The organism is Mesorhizobium sp. M0058, from assembly GCF_040323095.1.
GTDB lineage: Bacteria > Pseudomonadota > Alphaproteobacteria > Rhizobiales > Rhizobiaceae > Mesorhizobium.
This window is the reverse complement of the sequence record NZ_JAMYUQ010000013.1, coordinates 212,594-233,833: the sequence shown is the minus strand read 5'-3', so window position 1 is coordinate 233,833 and position 21,240 is coordinate 212,594. Positions and strand designations below refer to the sequence as shown.

Genomic DNA, 21,240 nt, shown 5'->3' with positions numbered 1-21,240 from the left:
TAGCTTGCGAAACACGACGCGGTGATTGGTCCACCGTCGGCCTGCTTCGTCCCTCTGTCAGCCGACTATGCCGTTGCCATTGGCCCAGCCTATGGGCCAGTCAACGCAGCCGAGTATGCCAGAGAGCTAATGCAGAATGTTGGTGATCATGCCAAGGGCCGGGCTGTTCAAAGCCCCGGCACAGGCAAATCAGGCTGCAGCGGGCCTGCGTCCGGCTGCGGTCGCGAGCTCGCGAATACCCGGCTCGATGTGCTGCAGTGCGATCGAGGAAATGCCCAAGCGCATGAAACGCGACGGCTTTTCGGTGCGATCGAAGAAGCGATCGCCCGGCTCGATGATGACGCTGCGCGAGGCCGCGGCCTCGGCCAGTCCACGTGAATCGGTGCCGCGCGGGCCTTCCAGCCAGAGCGATGTGCCGCCGGCCGAATCGGTCGAGCGCCATTCCGGCAGGAATGCGGAAATCGCATGGACCAGACGCTTGCGCCGCTCGTCGAAGGCCGACGACAGCCGCCGCACCAGGGCTTCGTGATGGCCGAGCGACAGGAACAGCGCGACCGCGCGCTGGTTGTTGGCCGGCGGGTGCCTGAGCATGAAGCGACGCAGCGCCCTGAGCTCGGAGATTAGTCCAGCCGAAGCGACGATGTAGCCAAGCCGCAGGCCCGGAGCCAGCGTCTTCGACATCGAGCCGACATAGACGACGCGACCCGAGCGATCGAGGCTCTTCAGCGCCTGCTGCGGCGCCTCGTCGAGAAGCTGGCTGTCATAGCCGTCCTCGATGATGATCTGGTTGTGGCGGTTGGCGCGCGCCAGAAGGTCCTGCCGCCGCTCCGCCGACAGCGGCACCATGGTCGGGCAGTGGTGGCTGGGGGTGACGAAGACAAAGCCGGAATCGTTGGGAATGGACGAGGTGACGATGCCGGACTGATCGACCGGAACCGGCTGGATTTCGGCGCCTGCCAAGCGGAAGATCGAGCGCGCGTCGGGGTATCCCGGGTCTTCCATCGCGACCTTGGAGCCCTTTGTCATCAGCAGTGTCGCCAGCATATAGAGCGCGTTCTGGGCGCCCAGCGTGACGATGATCTCGTCCGGATTGGCGAAGATGCCGCGCCGCGGCAACAGCCGCGCCTGGATCTGCTCGATCAAGAGCGGATCGTCACGATCGACCATGTCGGAGGCCCAGTTGCGGATTTCGAGCACGGCCAGCGCCATGCGGTTGCACTCGCGCCATTCGGCTGTCGGGAACAGCGCCGGGTCGAACTGGCCGTAGACGAAGGGGTAGGAGGACTTGATCCAGTTGTCGTGCTTGGCCGGTGGCGGCATGTCGCTGGCGGCGATCTGCCGGCGTGCCTTCCAGTCGATCTCGTTCTGCTGGTCGGGCGCCTTCTGGTGCGGCTTGGCGGGGGTGGCCAGCACATCCGGATTGACGAAATGGCCGCGCCGTTCGCGCGCCACCAGGAAACCTTGGTCGACCAATTGCTGGAACGCCAGCACCACAGTGCCGCGCGCGACGCCGAGTTTTTCAGCCAGGATGCGGCAGGACGGAAGCGGCATCGAAGCGGCGATCTGCCGGTCGAGAATGGCGGCGACGATCGCCTGACGGATCTGCGCCTGCAGGGTCTGGCCCGATTCCGCCGAAATCCGGAACAGGCCGGACCATATGGCCGTGTCGTTACGCTGTGGCATGGAAGGTGTTCCTCGATGGCCAGTCTTTTTTGCTTGGCTGGACCAGCGGAAGGTAACCGTGGCACAAGGGGTTGCGCCAATCAATTTTTCTGATCGCTGGGATTTATGCCAGTGATCTATGCGCGACGCGCAGCGTCGTCGCATCCCCGGGTGACGCTTGCGTCATCCCGCAGCGCGGACGCCCGCGCGATGCGAAGCGTCGTCGCTACTCCCATCAAATCATCCAGGGCGGCGCGCAGCGTCATAGCTCCATCACATCGCACTATGCTGCACTGCGTCATCCCCACGCATTGAAACATGCGGAATTCGGCTCGATAACGTCACCCCGACGACACGCGCCGGAAACATCCGGTCTGATAAGATGTCGTGAAAAAACTATCAGGAGCCGGCAGTGGATCATTCCTCCTTCGACAAACAGCTTGTCGCCTTGCGTGCTGCGCGCGCGGCGGCATCGGGCACGATGCGCGAGGCTTTTGCCGCCGACCCCAAGCGCTTCGAGACATTTTCGGCCAGCGACGGCGACCTTTTGCTCGACTGGTCGAAATGCGCGGTCGACCGGCGCACGATGGAACTGCTCGAGAAGCTCGCCGCCGCCGCCGATCTCGAAGGTCGCCGGGCCGCAATGTTTTCCGGCAAGAAGATCAACATCACCGAAGACCGCGCCGTGCTGCACACGGCGCTACGCAACCTCGCGGGCAAGGGCGTCACGGTCGACGGCCAGGACGTCAAGGCGGATGTGCTGTCCGTGCTCGACGCCATGGGCGCTTTCGCCGATGCCATTCGCTCCGGCAAGGCCGCCGGCGCCACCGGCAAGAAAATCACCGATATCGTCAACATCGGCATTGGCGGCTCCGATCTCGGCCCGGCCATGGCGACGCTGGCGCTGGCGCCCTATCACGACGGCCCGCGCGCGCACTACGTCTCCAACATCGACGGCGCCCATATCCACGACACGCTGAAGGGCCTGTCGGCCGAAACCACCCTGTTCATCATCGCCTCGAAGACCTTCACCACGGTCGAGACGATGACCAATGCCGAGACGGCGCGCGAATGGGTGCAGAAGGCGCTCGGCAAGGAAGCCGTCGGCAAGCATTTCGCCGCCGTCTCGACCGCGCTCGACCTGGTTTCCAAGTTCGGCATCGAAGCGGATCGCGTGTTCGGCTTCTGGGACTGGGTCGGCGGCCGCTATTCGCTGTGGGGCGCCATCGGCCTGCCGGTGATGATCGCCATCGGCCCGCGCAACTTCCGCGCCTTCCTCGATGGCGCGCATGAGATGGACGAGCACTTCCGCACCGCACCCCTGCAGAAGAACCTGCCGGCGCTGCTGGGGCTGGTCGGCTGGTGGCATCGCGTGATCTGCGGTTATCCGGCGCGTGCGGTCATCCCTTATGACCAGCGCCTTTCCAGGCTGCCGGCCTATCTGCAGCAGCTCGACATGGAATCGAACGGCAAGGGCGTCACCCTCGACGGCACGCCGGTGACGACGCCGACCGGACCGCTGGTCTGGGGCGAGCCCGGCACCAATGGCCAGCACGCCTTCTTCCAGCTGCTGCACCAGGGCACCGATTTCATCCCGGTCGAGTTCCTTGCCGCTGCCGTCGGCCATGAGCCGGATCTGAAGCACCAGCACGATCTACTGCTTGCCAATTGCCTGGCCCAATCGGAAGCGTTGATGAAGGGCCGCACGCTGGACGAGGCTCGCGCGCAGATGCTGGCCAAGGGCATGAAGCCGGCCGATGTCGACAGAATAGCCCCGCACCGCGTCTTCTCCGGCAACCGCCCCTCGGTGACGATCCTCTACCGCAAGCTCGACCCGCGCACCTTCGGCCGGCTGATCGCGCTTTACGAGCACCGCGTCTTCGTCGAAGGCACTCTGTTCAACATCAATTCCTTCGACCAATGGGGCGTCGAGCTCGGCAAGGAGCTGGCGACCGGCTTGTTGCCAGTCGTGGAAGGCAAGGAGAGCGCCGCCAAGCGCGACGCATCGACGGCCGGGCTGGTGGCGCGCATCCAGCAACTGCGGGGGGCTCAATGAAAAATCCGGCCGACATCAAGGGCATCTTGTTCGACAAGGACGGCACGCTTGTCGATTTCAACGCGACCTGGCTCGGCATCGCCGATTTCATGGCCATGGATGCCGCCGAGGGCGATCGCTGGAAAGCCGACAGGCTGCTTTCAGCGGCGGGCTTCGATTTTGTCGCCAAGCGCTTCAAGCCGGATTCCATCTTCGCCTCGGGCACCAATATGGATGTCGTCGAACTGTGGTTCCCGCGCCTGTCCGACGAGGACCAGATGCTGGCCGTCGCCCGCTTCAACGAGATCACCTCGGTGCAAGGCTCGTCGATGGCGGTGGCCTTGCCCGGCGTCGTCGCGGCGCTGACGGCTCTGCACAAGCGTGCCTACCGGCTCGGCGTCGCCACCAACGATTCGACCGCCGGTGCCGAAAAGACCATGGTCACGCTCGGCGTCGCCCAGCTGTTCACCGCCGCCTATGGCTATGACGCGGTCGCCAATCCGAAACCGGCGCCGGACACGATCGTCGCCTTTTGCGACCTGACCGGGCTGAGGCCGTCAGAGATCGCCATGGTCGGCGACAACCGCCACGACCTGGAGATGGCGCGTGCCGGCGGCTGCGGCCTGGCGGTCGGCGTGCTCTCCGGCACCGGCACGCGTGAATCGCTGTCGGCGATCGCCGATGTCGTTTTGGATTCTGTTGCCGACCTGCCGGACTTTCTGTCGGCGCGGGTCAAGGAGGCGATCTGACGGGGGAAGTTAGGGCAAGGCGAAAGTCAGCTGGGCTTTCCCGCCAATGGCCGAGATTGGTGGAAAGCGGAACGGCCGATTTCGGATTGGTTAAAGAAGAAGCAGTCTTCAGTAGCTCAACGCTTTCCCGGTTCCCCTAGCGGCGGCGTCCGCGCTCCGAATGCTTGTCGAAGGTTTCTTTGAATTCACGGTATTGGTGATAGAGCTTCGCAACGTATTTCTCATGGTGGCGCAGCAGGTAGAGCACAAAGAGACAGAACGCGACCGAGCCCGCCCAGAGCAAAATGCCAGTCGAATAGCACCAAAAGGCCTCGCATGTCCTCCAGCTAGTGAACCTGCCTTTCCATCGGCCGGTTGTGACAAGCAATATGAGCCGCCAGCTGGAGAAGGCGAGAACCACCAGAACCACGGCGTAGGAGATGATCTTCGCTCTCTTGGTCATCCGACTGCCCCCTCTATAGTATGGCCCCGAAAGCAATTGCCAAGGCCGGGCTCCGGTTCATGACATAGCCCGGGCCGAAGACGGCGGCGAGGGCGTCGGGATCGACACAGCGCACACTGGTACAGGAACCACCTCGCGAAACCGTAAAGATCGCAGTCGGAATCCGAGTTATCAGCGGCGGCGTGCGGGCGGCTGAAGGATTCGCATATTTCTCGAAACTTGCGACAGATATGATCCAAGATACCAGTAAGCTGCAAGGTCCGCTTTAAGCGTCCTTGCCTCCGGCCATGAACGGCAGAGATGGGGGCGAACTCACTCATTTCGACTGATCTGTTTTTGATCCGGGCGCTAGCTAGCAGTCTTCCTGCTCGAACGAAAACACCCCGCTCGGCCTGGTCACAGCACCCCTCACGTCGCCGAAATCCAGCACCTGATATTCGGCCAGCAACCGCAGCCGGGCTAGCGGCAGGTCGGCGCGGCGGGGATCGCCGACCAGCACCTCGATGCCGGCTGCCAGGCAGCGGTCGAGGAACGGGATCACCCGCAGAGCAACCTCGCGGCCGTAGAACACGTCGCCGGCAAGCACGAGGTCGACGGCCGGCGGCGGGCCTGTGGTGATGTCCTTGTCGACAATGGTGATCTCGACGCCGTTGGCCGCGGCATTGATGCCGATCGCGGCGACGCCGTTGCGGTCGATCTCGGCCGCGATCACCGCGCTGGCGCCGGCCTTGGCGGCGGCGATGCCGACAAGGCCCGAGCCGGCGCCGAGGTCGAGCACGCGGCGGCCGGCCACGCTTTGCGGATGGTCGAGTATATAGCGCGCAAGCACGGCGCCGCCGGCCCAGGCATAGGCCCAGTAGGGCGGCTGCGGCTCAGCTTCGTGCTCCTTGGTTTGGCTGCCGTCTTCCGGTCCATGAGCTCGCCACTCGACAAGCCGCCTCAGGCCGCTGCCGGGATGAGCCGTATAGAGCTGGATTTCACGAAGGGCGGGAACGGGCGCAAGCCGCAGGTTCGCCTTGATGAACACTACTGCATCGGGACGCCGACTATCGTCCGCCATCCCGCCGTCGCCAGGCTCGCCGTTCAAACTATTCCCGCAGCGCCCGGCGCAAAATCTTGCCCACCGGCGTCTTCGGCAGCTCGGTCCTGAACTCGATGTATTTGGGTCGCTTGTAGCCGGTCAGGTTCTCGCGGCAATAGGCGGTCAGTGCCTCGACGGTCAGCGCCGGGTCCTTCTTGACCACGAACAGCTTCGGCACCTCGCCCGAATGCTCGTCCGGCACGCCGACCGCCGCCACTTCGAGCACGCCCGGATGCTGGGCGACGACTTCCTCGAGTTCGTTGGGATAGACGTTGAAGCCGGAGACCAGGATCATGTCCTTCTTGCGGTCGACGATCTTGGTGTAGCCGCGCTCGTCCATGAAGCCCATGTCGCCGGATTTGAAAAACCCGTCCTTGGTCATCACCTTGGCGGTCTCGTCCGGCCGGTTCCAGTAACCGGCCATGACCTGCGGCCCGCGAATGCAGATCTCGCCGACCTCGCCGAGCGGCAGGTTGTTGCCGTCATCGTCGCGGATGACGATCTCGGTCGACGGCAGCGGCAGGCCGATCGTGCCGGTGAAATTGCTGTCGCTGAACTTGTTGGCGGTCGCCACCGGCGAGGTCTCCGACAGCCCGTAGCCCTCGGTGATCGAATTGCCGGTCAGCGCCTTCCAGCGCTCGGCAACCCCCTTCTGCACCGCCATGCCACCACCCAGCGTCATGATCAGCGGCTTGAAGTCGAGCTTGCGGAAATCCTCGTTGTTGAGCAGCGCGTTGAACAGCGTGTTGAGGCCGGGGAAAATGTGCATCGGGTATTTCTGCAGCTCCTTGACGAAGCCGGGAATGTCGCGCGGGTTGGGAACGAGCACGTTCTGGGCGCCCTGCTGCATGCCCATCAGCGCGTTCACCGTCAGCGCGAAGATATGGTAGAGCGGCAGTGCGCAAATGAAGTTGAGATGCGCCGGTTTCGGCTTGATCGCATAGGCGTCCTGCAGCCACAGCGTGTTCTGCGCGACATTGGACAGCACATTGGAGTGCAGCAGCACAGCACCTTTGGAAATCCCCGTGGTGCCGCCTGTATATTGCAGGAAGGCGACGTCGCTGGCTTCCATCTTGGCCGGCTTGAAGGCGATGCCGGCGCCGGCCTTCACCGCCGCATTGAACTTGACATGGCCGGGCAGCGACCAGGCCGGCACCATCTTCTTCACCCGGCGCACGACGAGGTTGACGATCGTGCCCTTGAGGCCGAGCATGTCGCCCATCGCCGCGACCACCACATGCTTGACCGCCGTCCTGGCAATCACCGCGTCCAGGGTGCTGGCGAAATTCTCCAGAATGACGATCGCCTGCGCGCCGGAATCCTTGAGCTGATGTTCGAGCTCGCGTGGCGTGTAGAGCGGATTGATGTTCACCACGACATAGCCGGCGCGAAGCACGGCCATCATCGCCACCGGATATTGCAGCACATTCGGCATCATCAGCGCCACGCGTTCGCCCTTCTGCAGGCCCTTCGATTGCAAATAGGCGCCGAAGGCGGCCGATTGCCGCTCGAGTTCGGCATAGGAGATCGACTTGCCCATGCAGACGTATGCCGGCTGGCCGGAAAACTGCTTGCAGGCGCCGACGAGGAAGTCGCCGATCGAACTGTAGGGCAGGGCGCCGATCTCCGCCGGCACGACTTTCGAATAGCTTTTTAGCCATGGCTTTTCCGGCAAGCCCGCGGCAAGCGCCGTCAGCGTATTCGGCAGTTTTTTGGCCACGCCCGTCGACGGCTTCGAGGCGGGCTTCGCCGCGGCTGTCTTGGCGGCTGGCGGCTGGGCGGGCTTTGCAGCGGGTGCTGTCTTCGCAGCGCGGTTGACCGCAGGTTTCGCTGCCGGCTTGGCGCTTGCCTTCGCCGGCGTCGAGGTTGCCGTTGGCTTGACGGCGGGAGTGGCTTTGGCCGGTGGCGCTTTCGACTTGGCGGCAGCGGCGGCCGGTTTTGAAGCTTTCGCCGCTTTTGCTTTCGCCGGGGCCGTTGACTTTGTTGCTTTCGCCACCTCTAGCCTCCCTAAGTCGTTCTGTTGCCTGCTCCATGCTGCGCCGCCTCGATGTGGTGAGGCGTCCTCCGCTGCAGCGATGTCGCGGATCCCGGAAAATCCAGCGTGTCATCTATCTATTGCGACTATCGGCGGCCGTGCAAGTCTTGCCCCAGCGGCAGGACGGCAAAGATTTGCCGTCGAAATCCTTCCCGCGACGCCGGCTCGGCAATGCCGTCCTGTCGTGTCGGTGGCGAAACCCAGGCTTGTGGATTTTTGGCTTACGATTGCTGCGATCAATGAAAAAATGCGGTCGTTAACAATCCCGTGATTAGCAGATTTTGCTATTTGTTTCTGCAGTTCGTCAAAGACCGAGAAATATTTTCTGCTTACGGTGGGGTAGGCAAACAGGGTGTTCCAAAGCCGGAAAAACGGTGCTTATATGCGCGCTTCGCGAGCCTATAGAGGGGCTTGGAAGAACATCAGGGAGTGCTCAATGAAAAAGAAACTGACTTTTGCAGCCGCGTTGCTGGCTGCAAGCGTCCTCGGCGGTGTGGCCAATGCCAAGACGCTGGTCTATTGCTCGGAGGCCTCGCCGGCCAACTTCGACCCGGGTACCACGACGGGCGGCAACGACTTCGACGCCTCGTCGCGCACCGTCTATTCGCGCCTGGTCGAGTTCAAGCATGGCGGCACCGAAGTTGTGCCCGGTCTCGCCGACAAATGGGAGATTTCGGACGACGGCCTGGTCTATACTTTCCACCTGCATCCGGGCGTGAAGTTCCAGACGACAGATTTCTTCAAGCCGACGCGTGATTTCAATGCCGACGACGTCGTCTTTTCGTTCGATCGCCAGTTCAACAAGGAAAACCCCTGGAACGGCGAGAAGTACCTGCCGAACCTGACCTGGGACTACTACACCGGCATGGACATGCCGAAATACGTCGCCAAGTGGGAAAAGGTCGATGACCTGACCGTGAAGCTGACGCTGACCGAGCCGAACGCGCCGATGCTGGCCAATCTCGGCATGGACTTCGCCTCGATCGTGTCGAAGGAATATGCCGACCAGCTGGAAAAAGACGGCAAGATGGCCGACTTCTCGACCAAGCCGGTCGGTACAGGTCCGTTCCAGTTCGTCGACTACCAGCTGGATTCGGTCATCCGCTATGCGGCCAACCCGGACTACTTCAAGGGCAAGGAAAAGATCGACGATCTCGTCTTCGCGATCACGCCTGACGCCACCGCCCGCATCCAGAAGGTGCTCGCCGGCGAATGCGATATCGCGCCCTATCCGAATCCTGCCGACATCGGCACGATCAAGGCCAACGCCGACGTGACCCTGATGGATCAGGCTGGCCTCAACATCGGCTATATGAGCTACAACACCACCATCCCGCCGCTCGACAAGCCTGAAGTGCGCCATGCGCTCAACCAGGCGATCGATCGGGAATCGCTCATCAAGTCGCTGTTCCAGGACGCCGGCGCCACGCCGGCCGTAAACCTGATCCCGCCGACCATGTGGTCGTGGAACAAGGACGTGAAGTCCGACGCCTATGATCCGGAAGCCGCCAAGAAGGTGCTGGCCGATGCCGGATTGAAGGAGATCCAGCTTTGGGCCTCCGACCGCGTCCGTCCCTACAACCCGAACTTCCAGCGCGCCGCCGAACTGATCCAGGCTGACTGGGCCAAGGTCGGCGTCAAGGCGGAGATCGTCAGCTACGAGTGGACGAAGTACCGCGAAGAAGGCAAGAAGAAGGAGCGTCCGGGCGCCTTCCAGATCGGCTGGACCGGTGACAATGGCGATCCGGACAATTTCTTCGCCACGCTGTTCGCCTGCTCGGCCATCGGCGTGTCGAACTACTCCAGCTGGTGCGACAAGGACTTCGAGGATCTGATCCAGAAGGCCAAGAAGACCAGCGACCAGGCCGAACGCACCAAGCTCTATGAAGAGGCGCAGGTTGTCTTCCAGAAGCAGGCTCCGGCCTTCCTCATGGCACACAGCCAGGTCTACGCAGTCGTGCGCAAGAATGTCAGCGGCTTCATGATGGACCCGCTCGGCATTCATCGCTTCGACGGCGTCGACAAGGCCGAATAGAACTGTTAGGCGGGCGGCGCGCAATCAGGCGCCGCCCGCTTTTCAAGATGCTCCGATATCTCCTAAACAAAATCGTCTTGGTGCTGCCGACGCTGATCGGCATCACCATCTGCGCCTTCGCTTTCGTCAGGCTGCTGCCCGGCGATCCCATTCTTGCCATGGCCGGCGAGCATGGCGTGTCGCCCGAGCGTTACGCGGAACTGAAGGAACAGTTCGGCTACAATTTGCCGATCTGGCAGCAATACGCGCATTATGTCCGCGATGCCGCGACCGGCAATTTCGGCGTGTCGATTTCGTCCAAGCGGCCGGTCATCGAAGATTTCATGACGCTCTTCCCGGCAACCATCGAGCTCTCAGTCTTCGCCATGATCTTCGCCATGGTGCTGGCCATCCCGGCCGGCATCATTGCTGCGGTCAAACGCGGCTCCTGGTTCGACCAGGGGCTGATGGGCACCGCCCTTGTCGGCTATTCCATGCCGATTTTCTGGTGGGGTCTGCTGCTGATCATCTTTTTCTCCGGCTATCTCGGCTGGACCCCGGTTTCAGGACGCATCGGCCTTCAGTTCTTTATCAAGCCGATCACCGGCTTCCTGACCCTCGACAGCCTGCTCTACGGCAAATGGGATGCTTTCCGCTCGGCATTGAGCCACCTGGTGCTGCCGACAATTGTGCTCGGCACCATCCCGCTGGCGGTGATCGCGCGCCAGACGCGCTCGGCCATGCTCGAAGTGCTGGGCGAAGACTATGTGCGGACCGCCCGCGCCAAGGGCCTGTCGTCGTCCCGCGTCATCGGCGTGCATGCGCTGCGCAATGCGCTGATCCCGGTGGTCACCACCATCGGCCTGCAGGTCAGTACCCTGCTCGCCGGCGCCATTCTCACAGAAACCATCTTCGCCTGGCCGGGCATCGGCAAGTGGATGGTCGAATCCATATCCAAGCGCGACTATGTCGTCGTGCAGTCAGGCTTGCTGCTGATCGCCCTTATCGTCATGGCCGTGAACCTGATCGTCGACGTGCTTTATGCCGTCATCAACCCGCGCATCAGGGCGGCATGATGAGCCAGTCGACCGAAATCGCCCCGATGGCCGCCGGCAACCCTGACCGTCTGACCGGCTTCAGGACCTTCTGGCACTATTTCTCGGTAAACCGCGGCGCCGTCATCGGCCTGTTCGTCTTCATCCTTTTGGTGCTGGCCGCGCTCTTTGCACCGCTGCTGGCACCCTATGCGCCCGACATCCAGGACAAGACAGCTTTCCTGCGTCCGCCGGCCTGGCAGGCAGGCGGCAGCATGGAATATCTGCTTGGCACCGACGCGGTCGGCCGCGACATGCTCTCGCGCCTGCTCTATGGCGCGCGTTTCTCGCTGCTCATCGGCGCCGTCGTGGTCACGCTGGCGCTTGTCGGCGGCATCACGCTCGGCCTTTTGGCCGGCTATTTCCGGGGCTGGGTCGACGTGGCGATCATGCGGGTCATGGATCTGATCCTGTCCTTCCCGTCGCTGCTCTTGGCGCTGGTTCTGGTCACCATCCTCGGCCCCGGCCTGTTCAACGCCATGCTGGCCATCGCGCTTGTCCTGCAACCCCACTTTGCCCGTCTGGTGCGCGCTGCCGTCATGGCCGAAAAGAGCCGCGAATATGTGGTCGCCGCCAAGGTCGCCGGCGCCGGCCATATAAGGCTTATGCTGCGCACCATCCTGCCCAATTGCCTGGCGCCGCTGATCGTCCAGGGCACGCTGTCCTTCTCCAACGCCATCCTGGAGGCGGCCGCTCTCGGCTTTCTCGGCCTTGGCGCCCAGCCGCCGACGCCGGAATGGGGCACCATGCTCGCCTCGGCGCGTGAATTCATCCTGCGCGCCTGGTGGGTGGTGACCTTCCCCGGTCTGGCCATCCTCATCACCGTGCTTGCCATCAACCTGATCGGCGACGGTCTGCGCGATGCGCTCGATCCGAAGCTGAGGAGGTCGTAATGGCGCTGCTCGACATCCGCAATCTCGTCGTCGAGTTCCAGACCGCATCCGGCCCGTTCCGCGCGGTCGATGGCGTCTCGCTCCATGTGAACGAACGTGAAGTGCTGGCCATCGTCGGCGAATCCGGCTCCGGCAAGTCGGTGTCGATGCTGGCTGTGATGGGGCTGTTGCCGTGGACGGCGACGGTCACTGCCGACGAGATGAGCTTCAATGGCCGCGATCTCCTGAAGATGAGCCCGGCCGACCGGCGCAAGATCGTCGGCAAGGACATGTCGATGATCTTCCAGGAGCCGATGGCCAGTCTCAATCCGTGCTTCACCGTCGGCTTCCAGATCGAGGAAGTGCTGCGCTTCCATATGGGCATGGACAAGGCCCAGCGTCGCGAGCGCGCCATCGAATTGCTGACGCAGGTCGGCATTGCCGAGCCGGCCGAACGGCTGAACTCGTTCCCGCACCAGATGTCGGGCGGCCAGTGCCAGCGCGTCATGATCGCCATCGCCATTGCCTGCAATCCCAAGCTTCTGATCGCCGACGAGCCGACGACCGCGCTCGACGTCACCATCCAGAAGCAGATCCTCGACCTGCTGGTGTCGCTACAGGTCAAATACGGCATGGGCCTGATCATGATCACCCACAATATGGGCGTCGTGGCCGAGACCGCCGACCGCGTCATCGTCCAGTACAAGGGCCGCAAGATGGAAGAGGCCGACGTGCTGTCGCTGTTTGAATCGCCGAAGAGCAATTACACCCGCGCACTTTTGTCGGCGCTGCCGGATAATGCCGTCGGCGACCGGCTGCCGACCGTCTCGGACATGCTGTTCGAACCGGCTGCCGGGGGCGTCTGATGAGCATCAAGGTCGTCGAAGGCAAGGACATCGTGCGCGACTATCACGTCGGCGGCGGCCTGTTTCGCGGCGCGCGCACCGTGCATGCGGTCAAGGGCGTTTCGTTCAGCGTCGACAAGGGCAAGACGCTGGCCATCGTCGGTGAATCGGGCTGCGGCAAGTCCACGCTGGCGCGCATCATCACGCTGATCGATCCGGCAACGTCGGGCGAGCTGTTCATCGACGGCAACAAGGTCGACATCGCAAGGAACGGCCTGACCAGGGAGATGCGCCGCAAGGTGCAGATCGTCTTCCAGAACCCTTACGGATCGCTCAATCCGCGCCAAAAGATCGGCGATGTGCTGGGCGAGCCGCTGCTCATCAACACCGACAAGCCGGCCGAAGAGCGGCGCGACCTCGCCATGAGGATGCTGAAGAAAGTCGGCCTCGGAACCGAGCACTACAATCGCTATCCTCACATGTTCTCGGGCGGCCAGCGCCAGCGCATCGCCATTGCCCGCGCGCTGATGCTGAACCCGAGCCTGTTGGTGCTTGACGAACCGGTCTCCGCGCTCGATCTTTCGGTGCAGGCGCAGGTGCTCAACCTGCTCGCCGACCTGCAGGACGAATTCCAGCTGACCTATGTCTTCATCAGCCACGATCTGTCGGTCGTGCGCTACATCGCCGACGATGTGATGGTGATGTATTTCGGCGAAGCCGTCGAATACGGCTCGCGCGAGGAGGTCTTCGCCGACCCCAAGCACAACTACACCAGGACGCTGTTCGCCGCGACGCCGCGCGCCGACGTCGCCTCGATCAAGGCGCGGCTGGCGAAGAAGAAGGCCGCCTGACCTCTCACCGAGAATTGTTTTTGAACAATCGGAAATGCGTCGCGGCGGTGGTTTGCCGGCAGGATTGATCGCGATCTGCGAGCTGCCGGGCGTAAGCCGCGTCGCAGGTTGGGGTGCGCCCCATCACTCACCCGCTCCGTGCTGGTAAAGCTCGTCCATGCTGAGCATTGCCAGGGTTGCGAAGGGGGCCTGTTTTTTCACCCGACCGCGGCTCAAGATCACCACGTCGTCGCAGAACGATATGGTGCTGTAATGATGACTGATGACAATGGTGGTGCGGCGGCCGGCCCGCGACTTCAGCGTCTCGACAATAGCGGCTTCTGACAACCCATCCACCGCACTGGTGGCTTCGTCGAGGATGAGAATATCGGGATCGCGCACCAGCGCCCGCGCCAGGGCGATCCTTTGCCTTTGTCCGGCTGACAGGTTGATGCCCCGGTATCCGACCAGCGTCGCGTAACCCTGCGGCAGGTGCTCGATGAATTGATGTGCCTCGGCCAGCCTTGCGGCGCGCATGGCGTCGCTGGCCGAGGCCGTGTCGTAGCCGTAGATAATGTTTTCAAAAATGGTGCCATCGACCAGTTCCAGCTCCTGACTGGCCAGGGCAATGTTCCGCCGCCACTGGCTTGGGTCGACTTCATCGAGCGGTGCCCCATCGACGAGGATCCTGCCGCTGTCGGGTTTGACGAAGCGGCACAGGAGATTGACGATCGTCGTCTTGCCGGCGCCCGAGCGGCCGATCAGCGCCGTCGAGCGGCCGCTGCGGATATCGAACACCGCCTTATGCAGCACCGCCTCGCGCGCGTCGGGGCCTGACAGGGGACCGGAATAGGCGAAGCTCACATCATCGAAGCTGATCCCTTGGCGCAAGCCGTCGAACGGCAGGCTGCCCTGCGGCGCCTCGGGCTTGTCGGAAGGATCGAGCAGCCATTGTACCTCCTCCAGCGAGCCGCTCATGCCTTGCAACTGACTCCAGGACATCTGCAAGGCCCGCATATGCGGCTGCAGTCGGTAGAGCAGGATGAGGAAGGCGACGGTCAGCGGGAAGCTTACATTCGCCAGCCAGGCTCCGATCACCACCGCCAGGAACAGCATCGCGTGCAATACCTCGGTCAGTGGCGGCAAGACGCCCTGGCGGATTGAAAGCACGAAAGCCGCCCGCCGCACCCCGTCGGACGCTTTGGCGAAGACCGCCTTTTCGCGGTTCTCCTGCCCGAAGATGCGAATCAGGCGCCCGGCATGCACCAGATGCAGCATCTGCGACGCCAGTGCGCTGTTGCGCGAGACGACGCTGCGGCTCGGCGCCTTCAGATTGGACGACAAAACCCCGTGCGCCAGCTGGACAAGCGCCAGCCCTAGAGTCACCAGCAGCGTCATCTGCCAAGAGAGGAGCAGGAGGAAGGCGAGCAGGATGACGGCGGCCGAGGCACTGACGATCGCGCCGAGCAGGGCCTGGACAGCGTCGGATGCTCGCCAGGATTCGTTGGAGATGATGTTGAGCAGCCGCCCGGGGCTTTGCTGCAGGAAAAAGGGGTAGCCGACCCTGAGCAACTGCTCCGACAGTGCGCTACGGATCGAATAACCTGCCTTGCCGTAGATGTAGCTGGTCAGCAGAGTGTTGGCGAAGGCAAAGACATTTTTCAGTACGATCGAACCGAGGATCGCGGCCGAAATGGCGATCAGCCGCTGGCGCTCGCCGAGGTCCGCTCCAACCTGCTGGAGGAGGGCGGAGAAACCGGCCATGCCTGATGTTTCGCCACGTCCCATAATGATGCCGAGCAGCGGAATGATGAGACCGATGCCGAGGCCTTCCAGCGCGGCGCCCGCAAGCCCGAGCCCCACCACGACGGGAACGAGCCGCAACAGCCTGCCACCAAGCGCGCGGCGCAGCATTGGCAGGGCTGACGGAATCAGTGACATTATCGCGCTCTGGCCTCCGCATTGGCTTCGCTGGCTTCTCGGTCGTGGCGCAGCGGCAGCCGTTTTGGCCATCCCATCATGACGAGCAGCGCAAATCTGGCGGCACCTGCCAGATTCATAACAACAATAGGCCAGTGCGACAGATCGAGGTCGCGGTCAAAGCGAGGACGGCCCGCCAGTTCCCTGAACGCGGCCCGCGCGGACCAATAGACATGGCGAAGCAGCCAAGGGGCGTGGCGGACATGTTTCAGGCACAGCGCACCATTACCGAGGCTATAGTCGCGGTGCAGCCTGTCGATCGATTTGCGGTCTCGCCGGCCGTGATGATGCAAGACCGTCATGTCGGGCACATACTCGACCGGCATGCCGAGCAGCATCGCCCGCACGAGATAATCAGTATCTTCAGCCGAGCGTAGCGGGCCGCCAGCGCCGAAGCGTTCGTCGAACGACCCGATGCGGGCCGCGACGTCGCGGTGCATGGTCATGTTGCAGCCGAGCACGAAGCCGCCGGGGTGGACCGCCGGGGTCAGCCGCTCGCTTGCCTCGCGGAGCTTTATGGTGAAGGGCAGGTCCCGGGCATCACCGAGCTCGACCCGGCCGCCGCGGATCAGCCACTTCTCGCCACTCCGGTAGTGCCGCTCCAGGTCGCGGAGATAGTCGCGGTCGAGCTTGCAGTCGTCGTCGACGAAGACCAGCACGCGGCCTCGCGCTCGCGCCAATCCGGCATTGCGGGCAGCGGCTAGTCCGGGGCGAGTCTCCGAGACGGCTGTGACTGGGATGTCGGAAGTTTCGGCGATAGCGGCCAGCCGCTTTGACGTACCGTCCCGTGAACCATTATCGACCACCACCAACTCTGCCGCGAAGGTGGCGTGCACCCGGCATGCCGCCTGGATCGAGGCTATGCAAGCCTCCAGCACAGCGGCGCGGTCGCGCGTGCAGACGATGAAACTGACCTCGAGCGACGGCCGCTCCGATCGGGGAGATGTCGGGACAGGCGCACTCGCAAACTGGTGATCGCGCAGGAGCGGGTGGGGCCTGTCGGTCATACCAGTCCCCGCTGATAACGCGCAAGCACCGCTTCGGCCGGCGTGGTTTTGAAGAAGTAGGCCACCGCGTCCGCCCGCTTTCCGGCCCTTATCGAGAGCAGGCTGAGCCAAGGCGCCCAGACGCCGGGACGCAGCGCATATTGTTCGCGGCGCCGGATGAAATTCCATCTCGCCGTCCGCGTGAGCAATTCGTGGGTCAGCGGCGGTTCTCCTTCGTCGCCGACGAGTTGGTAGAGGAAATAGAACAGGTTCAGCGCGCCTGCCTCGAAGCTTGGCCGTGTGTCGGTCGGCAGCTCGGAAATCCGCTCTTCGAGCGCACGGATGAAATCGGCTGCGCGCGAAACCGTGTCGAAAGAGACGGCCTCGCCGATGTCGCGCAGATCCGCTGTGGTTTCCGCAAGCCCCTCACGCTCGAGATTTTCGGCCACGATCCGCAAATGCGTCCTGCGCATTTCCTTGGCATGCCGCATGGTCACGCTTCCCGCATGGATGCGATAGACGAGCAGGCTATCGGGCAATATGGTCGCCGGGAAACGGCCGGCAAGCCGTCTGAAGAGATCGAAATCCTCGGCATGCCTATATTTTGGATCGTAATAGAGATCGTTGTTCCCAATAACCTTCCTGTTATAGATCACCGTCGGATGTAAGAATATCGTAAAGAACATCGACAATATGTCGAGCCGGCCGAGCCGGAACACCGGGTCTAGCCTGCCTTTGGCGATACGGCCGTGAAGCAAGGTATCGACGCAGGCGCCGCAGAAGCCGAGATCGGGCCGCCGCTCGAACAGTGCGACCTGGCGCGAGAGGCGCCGGGGATAGGCGACATCGTCCGCATCCATTCGCGCAACAAGCTCGCCCTGGGCCAATCGTAGCCCTTCATTGAGGGTGGCGACGAGGCCGCGGTTCTCACGCGAGATGACAGAAACGCGATTGTCTGCCCGGCGGTATCGTTCGAGAATCTCGAGCGAGTTGTCAGTCGATCCGTCATCGATAGCGATGACCTCCAGGCGATCGTAGTCTTGCCGCAGAATGCTCTCCAGCGCAGCGGTGAGATAAGGCCCGGCATTGTAGACCGGCAGCAGGACGGAGACGAGCGGCGCGGTGGTCATCTCTGCGCATCCGTTCGCCGGAGTTCGAGTGCGGCGCGGCCATCGGGGGATCCGCCGGGATAGGCGTCCGCCGCCCTGCCGAGCCAGCCGGCATCGCCAGAGCGTGCCTGGGAGCGGCGGCGCGCTACATAGGGGAAGCGGCGCTTGAGGCCGTTGAGCGGCTTTTCGAAAGCCGTCCACGAGATCGAAGCGACGGCGATCGTGGCGGTGCTCGCGACCAGGAAACGCCCTGGCCCCTGCTCCGAGACATTGAGCGGGATCCAGGGCTGTGACTTGACGGCGAGCGAAAGAAGGATCGGATGGTAAAGATAGACGCCGTAGCTGATGCGGCCCAGTGACAGCAGCGGTGGCAGTTCGAAAACCCTGCCGAGGACGCCGCCAAGGCCGGCTGAACAGGCGGCGACAACGGCCACCAGCGGCACTAGGGGCAGGATCTGCAGTAACGCCCAGCGGGCCCATTCCAGCATAGGATCGGCCGGCGCAGGGATAAGCCACTCAATCGCCAGGAAGACAGTCGCAAGGGCTGGCCAGCCTAGCCGCATCCATTGCGGCAGGCCGGCGCCTCTGGTCCGCCGGCAGGCAAGCAAAGCACCAAACGCCAGCGCGTCCATCGATGCTGGCGGCAGCAGGTCGCGCGCTAGCGCCGGGGTGGCGGTGATCGGCCAGTAGAAGCGATAGGCCAGCGACAACAGGATGACGCCGATAGTGATCGCTTCCACCCGCCGGCGGGGTGCGAGAAGCACGACCAGCGGCCAGGCGATATAGAACTGCTCCTCGATGCTCAGGCTCCAGAAATGGCAGAGTAGCCAGGGCGTCCATTCGTTGCGCAGCGCGTACCAAAAATTCGACAGGTAAAGCGCATGCCAGACGAGCGATCCACTGGACTGCTCCAGATCGGTCAGCCAGACGAACCCAAGCACGGCGAAATAGGGCGGGAATATGCGCAGCGCGCGCCTGATGTAGAAGGAACTCAATGCAGGGCCGGCTTTGAATTCGGCCGCGGCGCGCGCTTCGAGCAGCAGTCGTGTGATCAGGAAGCCGCTCAGCACAAAAAAAAGCCGCACCCCGATGTGGCCCCAAAAGGAGGACCCGTTGGGTGCAAGGAAATGGGAATAGAGAACCATCGTGACAGCGATGGCGCGCAGAGCGTCCAACTGATTGTCACGCGCGACCGCCATCAGCCATTTCCGCCGGTCTGAAATCTCCGATGAAGCCAGCGGCCCTGCATTCCGGGCCTCAGGTCGAGGCCTGCCAGCGTCGAGAGTGCGCCGACAACATCAAACCCGCGCCTTGTGCGCGGGGCAGCCTCGAAATCGGTGCTGGCCAGCGAAAAATTCAAGCTGATCAACTTGGCGGAATCCTCCACGGCGCACTTCCCAGTACCAAATCCCCCAAGAAATGGTGCAACCGGGCAATGGTGCAGTGCAACACAAAATATCTATCGAGCTGTAATATTTGTGTGAGTTAGTGCTAAAAATGGGTATGATTTGCGAGTGCGTTGCGTCGATCAGGGTTTTTCACGTCCGCAATGCTGCATGAGCAGTAGTACCATGTCAGAAAAGGCACGGTTTAATTACACAACTATAATCCGGAGTGTCTGATATAGGTCAAAATTGACGAAGATTATTCCAAGATAGTGGTTTTGTATCTTATAAATTATGCTTGTATTGTCGGGTTCTCTAGGCTGTCGATCTTGCGCGATGCAGCATAGTCGATGGTCAAGCGTCTGACGACGCAATCCTGTGGCGGCGGCCATATGGCGCATGTCGACGAGGCAGACAGGAAGTGCCGGTGTTGGCGTAGGGAGTGACGTGCATTAGCCTTGCACCTGCCGTCACGCTTGCGTCGGATGGAGAACTGGTGCCGCTTAGGTGACTCGAACACCTGACCCCATCATTACGAATGATGTGCTCTACCAACTGAGCTAAAGCGGCCCGGGAAGCGCGAGGTTCCAGGATCGGCTGGGTGATAGACTCAACCGGCCGCTAATTCAAGATGGGCAACCGCGATTTCGAGCCGGCATCCGGCAATTCGTCCCGGCATTTTCCATTGGCGCGCAATGAGCCACCGCCTCATTTGCTTTTTCGGCTACGCGGAGACGTCGCGGTGGACTGCGCACAAACTGCCCGGCAAGGCGGCAAAACGGACTGATTTTATTGCCAAAACGCATCGAAATGGGCCTTGAACAGGCCTGTAAGGCAGAATGCGGGCGCTCGCCCGTTGATTGATTGGTCGCCTGCGGCTAACGATCATGGCAATGTAAGCGAACGGACAGGGGAAATTCGCTTGGACGCGATCGAAAAAGCGATCCGCAACGCCTTCGAGAAAGGCAACGCCGAGGACCGGGCATTTCGCGAGAGGGTCTATCGGTCGGCTTTCGCGGCGCTCGACCGCGTGCTCCAGGCCAATCCCGGCGTGACGGTGGAAGCCGCCATCAAGCGCCGCAAGGCGGTGCAGGAAAAGATCGCCGAGATCGAATCCGAATTCCTGCCAGCGGTCCCCGATGTCGCCGCGCAGACGCAAGACGCTGCGCAGACGCAAGACGCCGCGCAAGCGCCAGGCGCCACCGAAGCGCCCGCGGTCGATGCCCCGACAGGTGTCGCGGTCGGACCGTCGCCGGCGATCGTCGTTGATGAACCGGTTCAGCCCGAGGCATCCGACGCGCCGCGTTCGCGCGTGCTGCCGGTCGTCCCCGACATCATGCCTGACGCCACGCTGCCCGGCGCCCCGGCGATCGATATGGCCGATTCCGCGCCGGCCGAGGCCGCGGCGGAAGTGGCGCCTGACCGTGATGAAAGGCGGATAAGGGGCCGCCGCCTGCCGCTGACGGCGATCTTCTTTGGCGTGACGTTGCTCGCCGCCGCCGGCATCGGCCTCTATTTCGCCGTGCAGACCGGGGTCTTCAAGACGCCGGCGCAGCTCGACACGGCGCCGCCCGAAGCGCCGCCGACCGTCGACGATGACGACTTCACGCCGCCTGCCGATACAACTGAGCCGCAGCAGCCTGGCGCGCCGCAGCAGCCTGGTGTCGCCGAACAGACGCGCGACTGGATCAACGTGTTTACACCCACCGATCCAACGCATGTGGCGACCCCGTCCGACGCCAAGGCCGATGTCGTGCAGGACGACACCGGCTCCTTCCTGCGCATCCGCTCCGGTGCTTCCGGCTCGGCCATCAGCTTCGATGTCGGGCAGGGCGTGCTGGAGAAGCTTGCCGGCAAACATGCCGTGTTCGACATCGTCGCCCGCGCCGAGGACGGCAAGGACACGCAGATCTCCGTCGACTGCAATTTCGGCGATCTCGGCGACTGCGGCCGCAAGCGCTATGCGGTCGGCCAGCAGCGTAACGAATATCTGTTCGACGTGAAATTCCCCGACAAGCCCCCGGGCGCGGCCGGCAGCATCGCCATCAACTCTGACTTCGACAAGCAGGGCAAGGCGGTCGACATCTACGAGATCCGCGTTTCGATCGAACCGTAAGCGCC

17 protein-coding genes and 1 tRNA gene are annotated in these 21,240 nt (G+C 62.8%); 8 read left to right on the top strand and 10 right to left on the bottom strand.

Going from position 1 to position 21,240, the window contains the following annotated elements:
• Positions 1 to 189: 189 nt before the first annotated feature.
• Positions 190 to 1,683: a MocR-like pyridoxine biosynthesis transcription factor PdxR gene (gene pdxR, locus NKJ75_RS23385; RefSeq protein ID WP_023669484.1), complete on the bottom strand. Its 1,494-nt coding sequence runs from the start codon at positions 1,681 to 1,683 to the stop codon at positions 190 to 192.
• Between the two features lie 391 nt (positions 1,684 to 2,074).
• On the opposite strand from pdxR, the gene pgi reads away from it, so the two are divergent.
• Both pgi and NKJ75_RS23375 read left to right on the top strand, forming a co-directional pair.
• Positions 2,075 to 3,718, top strand: a complete 1,644-nt coding sequence (pgi, locus tag NKJ75_RS23380) for a glucose-6-phosphate isomerase (protein ID WP_502903045.1) — start codon at positions 2,075 to 2,077, stop codon at positions 3,716 to 3,718.
• Positions 3,715 to 4,446: an HAD family hydrolase gene (locus NKJ75_RS23375; RefSeq protein WP_352500256.1), complete on the top strand. Its 732-nt coding sequence runs from the start codon at positions 3,715 to 3,717 to the stop codon at positions 4,444 to 4,446. The genes pgi and NKJ75_RS23375 overlap by 4 nt, the downstream gene beginning before the upstream one ends.
• Before the next feature lie 136 nt (positions 4,447 to 4,582).
• On the opposite strand, the gene NKJ75_RS23370 is transcribed toward NKJ75_RS23375, so the two are convergent.
• From NKJ75_RS23370 to NKJ75_RS23360, 3 genes are all read right to left on the bottom strand, one after another.
• Positions 4,583 to 4,888, bottom strand: a complete 306-nt coding sequence (locus tag NKJ75_RS23370; RefSeq protein ID WP_023669488.1) for a hypothetical protein — start codon at positions 4,886 to 4,888, stop codon at positions 4,583 to 4,585.
• Positions 4,889 to 5,240: 352 nt separating this feature from the next.
• Positions 5,241 to 5,948 (bottom strand): class I SAM-dependent methyltransferase, encoded by a 708-nt coding sequence (locus NKJ75_RS23365; protein ID WP_032894559.1) that lies wholly within the window; start codon positions 5,946 to 5,948, stop codon positions 5,241 to 5,243.
• A 28-nt stretch (positions 5,949 to 5,976) separates the two neighbouring features.
• Complete coding sequence (locus tag NKJ75_RS23360) at positions 5,977 to 7,965, bottom strand: long-chain fatty acid--CoA ligase (protein ID WP_023696765.1); 1,989 nt, start codon at positions 7,963 to 7,965, stop codon at positions 5,977 to 5,979.
• Between the two features lie 475 nt (positions 7,966 to 8,440).
• Here NKJ75_RS23360 and NKJ75_RS23355 point away from each other — a divergent pair, with 475 nt between their 5' ends.
• Genes NKJ75_RS23355 through NKJ75_RS23335 form a run of 5 tightly spaced genes read left to right on the top strand, consistent with a single transcriptional unit; the run spans position 8,441 to position 13,680 of the window.
• Positions 8,441 to 10,039, top strand: a complete 1,599-nt coding sequence (locus NKJ75_RS23355) for an ABC transporter substrate-binding protein (RefSeq protein ID WP_023669491.1) — start codon at positions 8,441 to 8,443, stop codon at positions 10,037 to 10,039.
• Positions 10,040 to 10,086: 47 nt separating this feature from the next.
• Positions 10,087 to 11,094 carry an ABC transporter permease subunit gene (locus NKJ75_RS23350; protein ID WP_023669492.1) on the top strand — a complete coding sequence of 336 codons (1,008 nt, stop codon included), beginning with the start codon at positions 10,087 to 10,089 and terminating at the stop codon, positions 11,092 to 11,094.
• Positions 11,095 to 11,120: 26 nt separating this feature from the next.
• Positions 11,121 to 12,005, top strand: coding sequence for an ABC transporter permease subunit (locus tag NKJ75_RS23345; protein ID WP_050485757.1), 885 nt, complete (start codon positions 11,121 to 11,123; stop codon positions 12,003 to 12,005).
• On the top strand, positions 12,005 to 12,850 hold the full coding sequence (locus NKJ75_RS23340; protein WP_023696764.1) for an ABC transporter ATP-binding protein: 846 nt from the start codon (positions 12,005 to 12,007) through the stop codon (positions 12,848 to 12,850). The genes NKJ75_RS23345 and NKJ75_RS23340 overlap by 1 nt, the downstream gene beginning before the upstream one ends.
• Positions 12,850 to 13,680 (top strand): dipeptide ABC transporter ATP-binding protein, encoded by an 831-nt coding sequence (locus tag NKJ75_RS23335; protein ID WP_023682050.1) that lies wholly within the window; start codon positions 12,850 to 12,852, stop codon positions 13,678 to 13,680. The genes NKJ75_RS23340 and NKJ75_RS23335 overlap by 1 nt, the downstream gene beginning before the upstream one ends.
• Before the next feature lie 123 nt (positions 13,681 to 13,803).
• On the opposite strand, the gene NKJ75_RS23330 is transcribed toward NKJ75_RS23335, so the two are convergent.
• From NKJ75_RS23330 to NKJ75_RS23305, 6 genes are all read right to left on the bottom strand, one after another.
• Complete coding sequence (locus NKJ75_RS23330; protein WP_352500255.1) at positions 13,804 to 15,600, bottom strand: ABC transporter ATP-binding protein; 1,797 nt, start codon at positions 15,598 to 15,600, stop codon at positions 13,804 to 13,806.
• Positions 15,600 to 16,646 carry a glycosyltransferase family 2 protein gene (locus NKJ75_RS23325; RefSeq protein WP_023725804.1) on the bottom strand — a complete coding sequence of 349 codons (1,047 nt, stop codon included), beginning with the start codon at positions 16,644 to 16,646 and terminating at the stop codon, positions 15,600 to 15,602. The genes NKJ75_RS23330 and NKJ75_RS23325 overlap by 1 nt, the downstream gene beginning before the upstream one ends.
• Complete coding sequence (locus NKJ75_RS23320) at positions 16,643 to 17,755, bottom strand: glycosyltransferase family 2 protein (protein WP_023682047.1); 1,113 nt, start codon at positions 17,753 to 17,755, stop codon at positions 16,643 to 16,645. Before NKJ75_RS23320 ends, NKJ75_RS23325 begins: the two co-directional genes overlap by 4 nt.
• Positions 17,752 to 18,933 carry an acyltransferase family protein gene (locus NKJ75_RS23315; RefSeq protein ID WP_352500254.1) on the bottom strand — a complete coding sequence of 394 codons (1,182 nt, stop codon included), beginning with the start codon at positions 18,931 to 18,933 and terminating at the stop codon, positions 17,752 to 17,754. The genes NKJ75_RS23320 and NKJ75_RS23315 overlap by 4 nt, the downstream gene beginning before the upstream one ends.
• Positions 18,933 to 19,121, bottom strand: a complete 189-nt coding sequence (locus tag NKJ75_RS23310) for a hypothetical protein (protein ID WP_023682045.1) — start codon at positions 19,119 to 19,121, stop codon at positions 18,933 to 18,935. Before NKJ75_RS23310 ends, NKJ75_RS23315 begins: the two co-directional genes overlap by 1 nt.
• Positions 19,122 to 19,613: 492 nt before the next feature.
• Positions 19,614 to 19,689: transfer RNA gene (locus tag NKJ75_RS23305), tRNA-Thr, on the bottom strand.
• Between the two features lie 352 nt (positions 19,690 to 20,041).
• Here NKJ75_RS23305 and NKJ75_RS23300 point away from each other — a divergent pair.
• Positions 20,042 to 21,235, top strand: coding sequence for a hypothetical protein (locus tag NKJ75_RS23300; RefSeq protein WP_352500253.1), 1,194 nt, complete (start codon positions 20,042 to 20,044; stop codon positions 21,233 to 21,235).
• Positions 21,236 to 21,240: the final 5 nt, after the last annotated feature.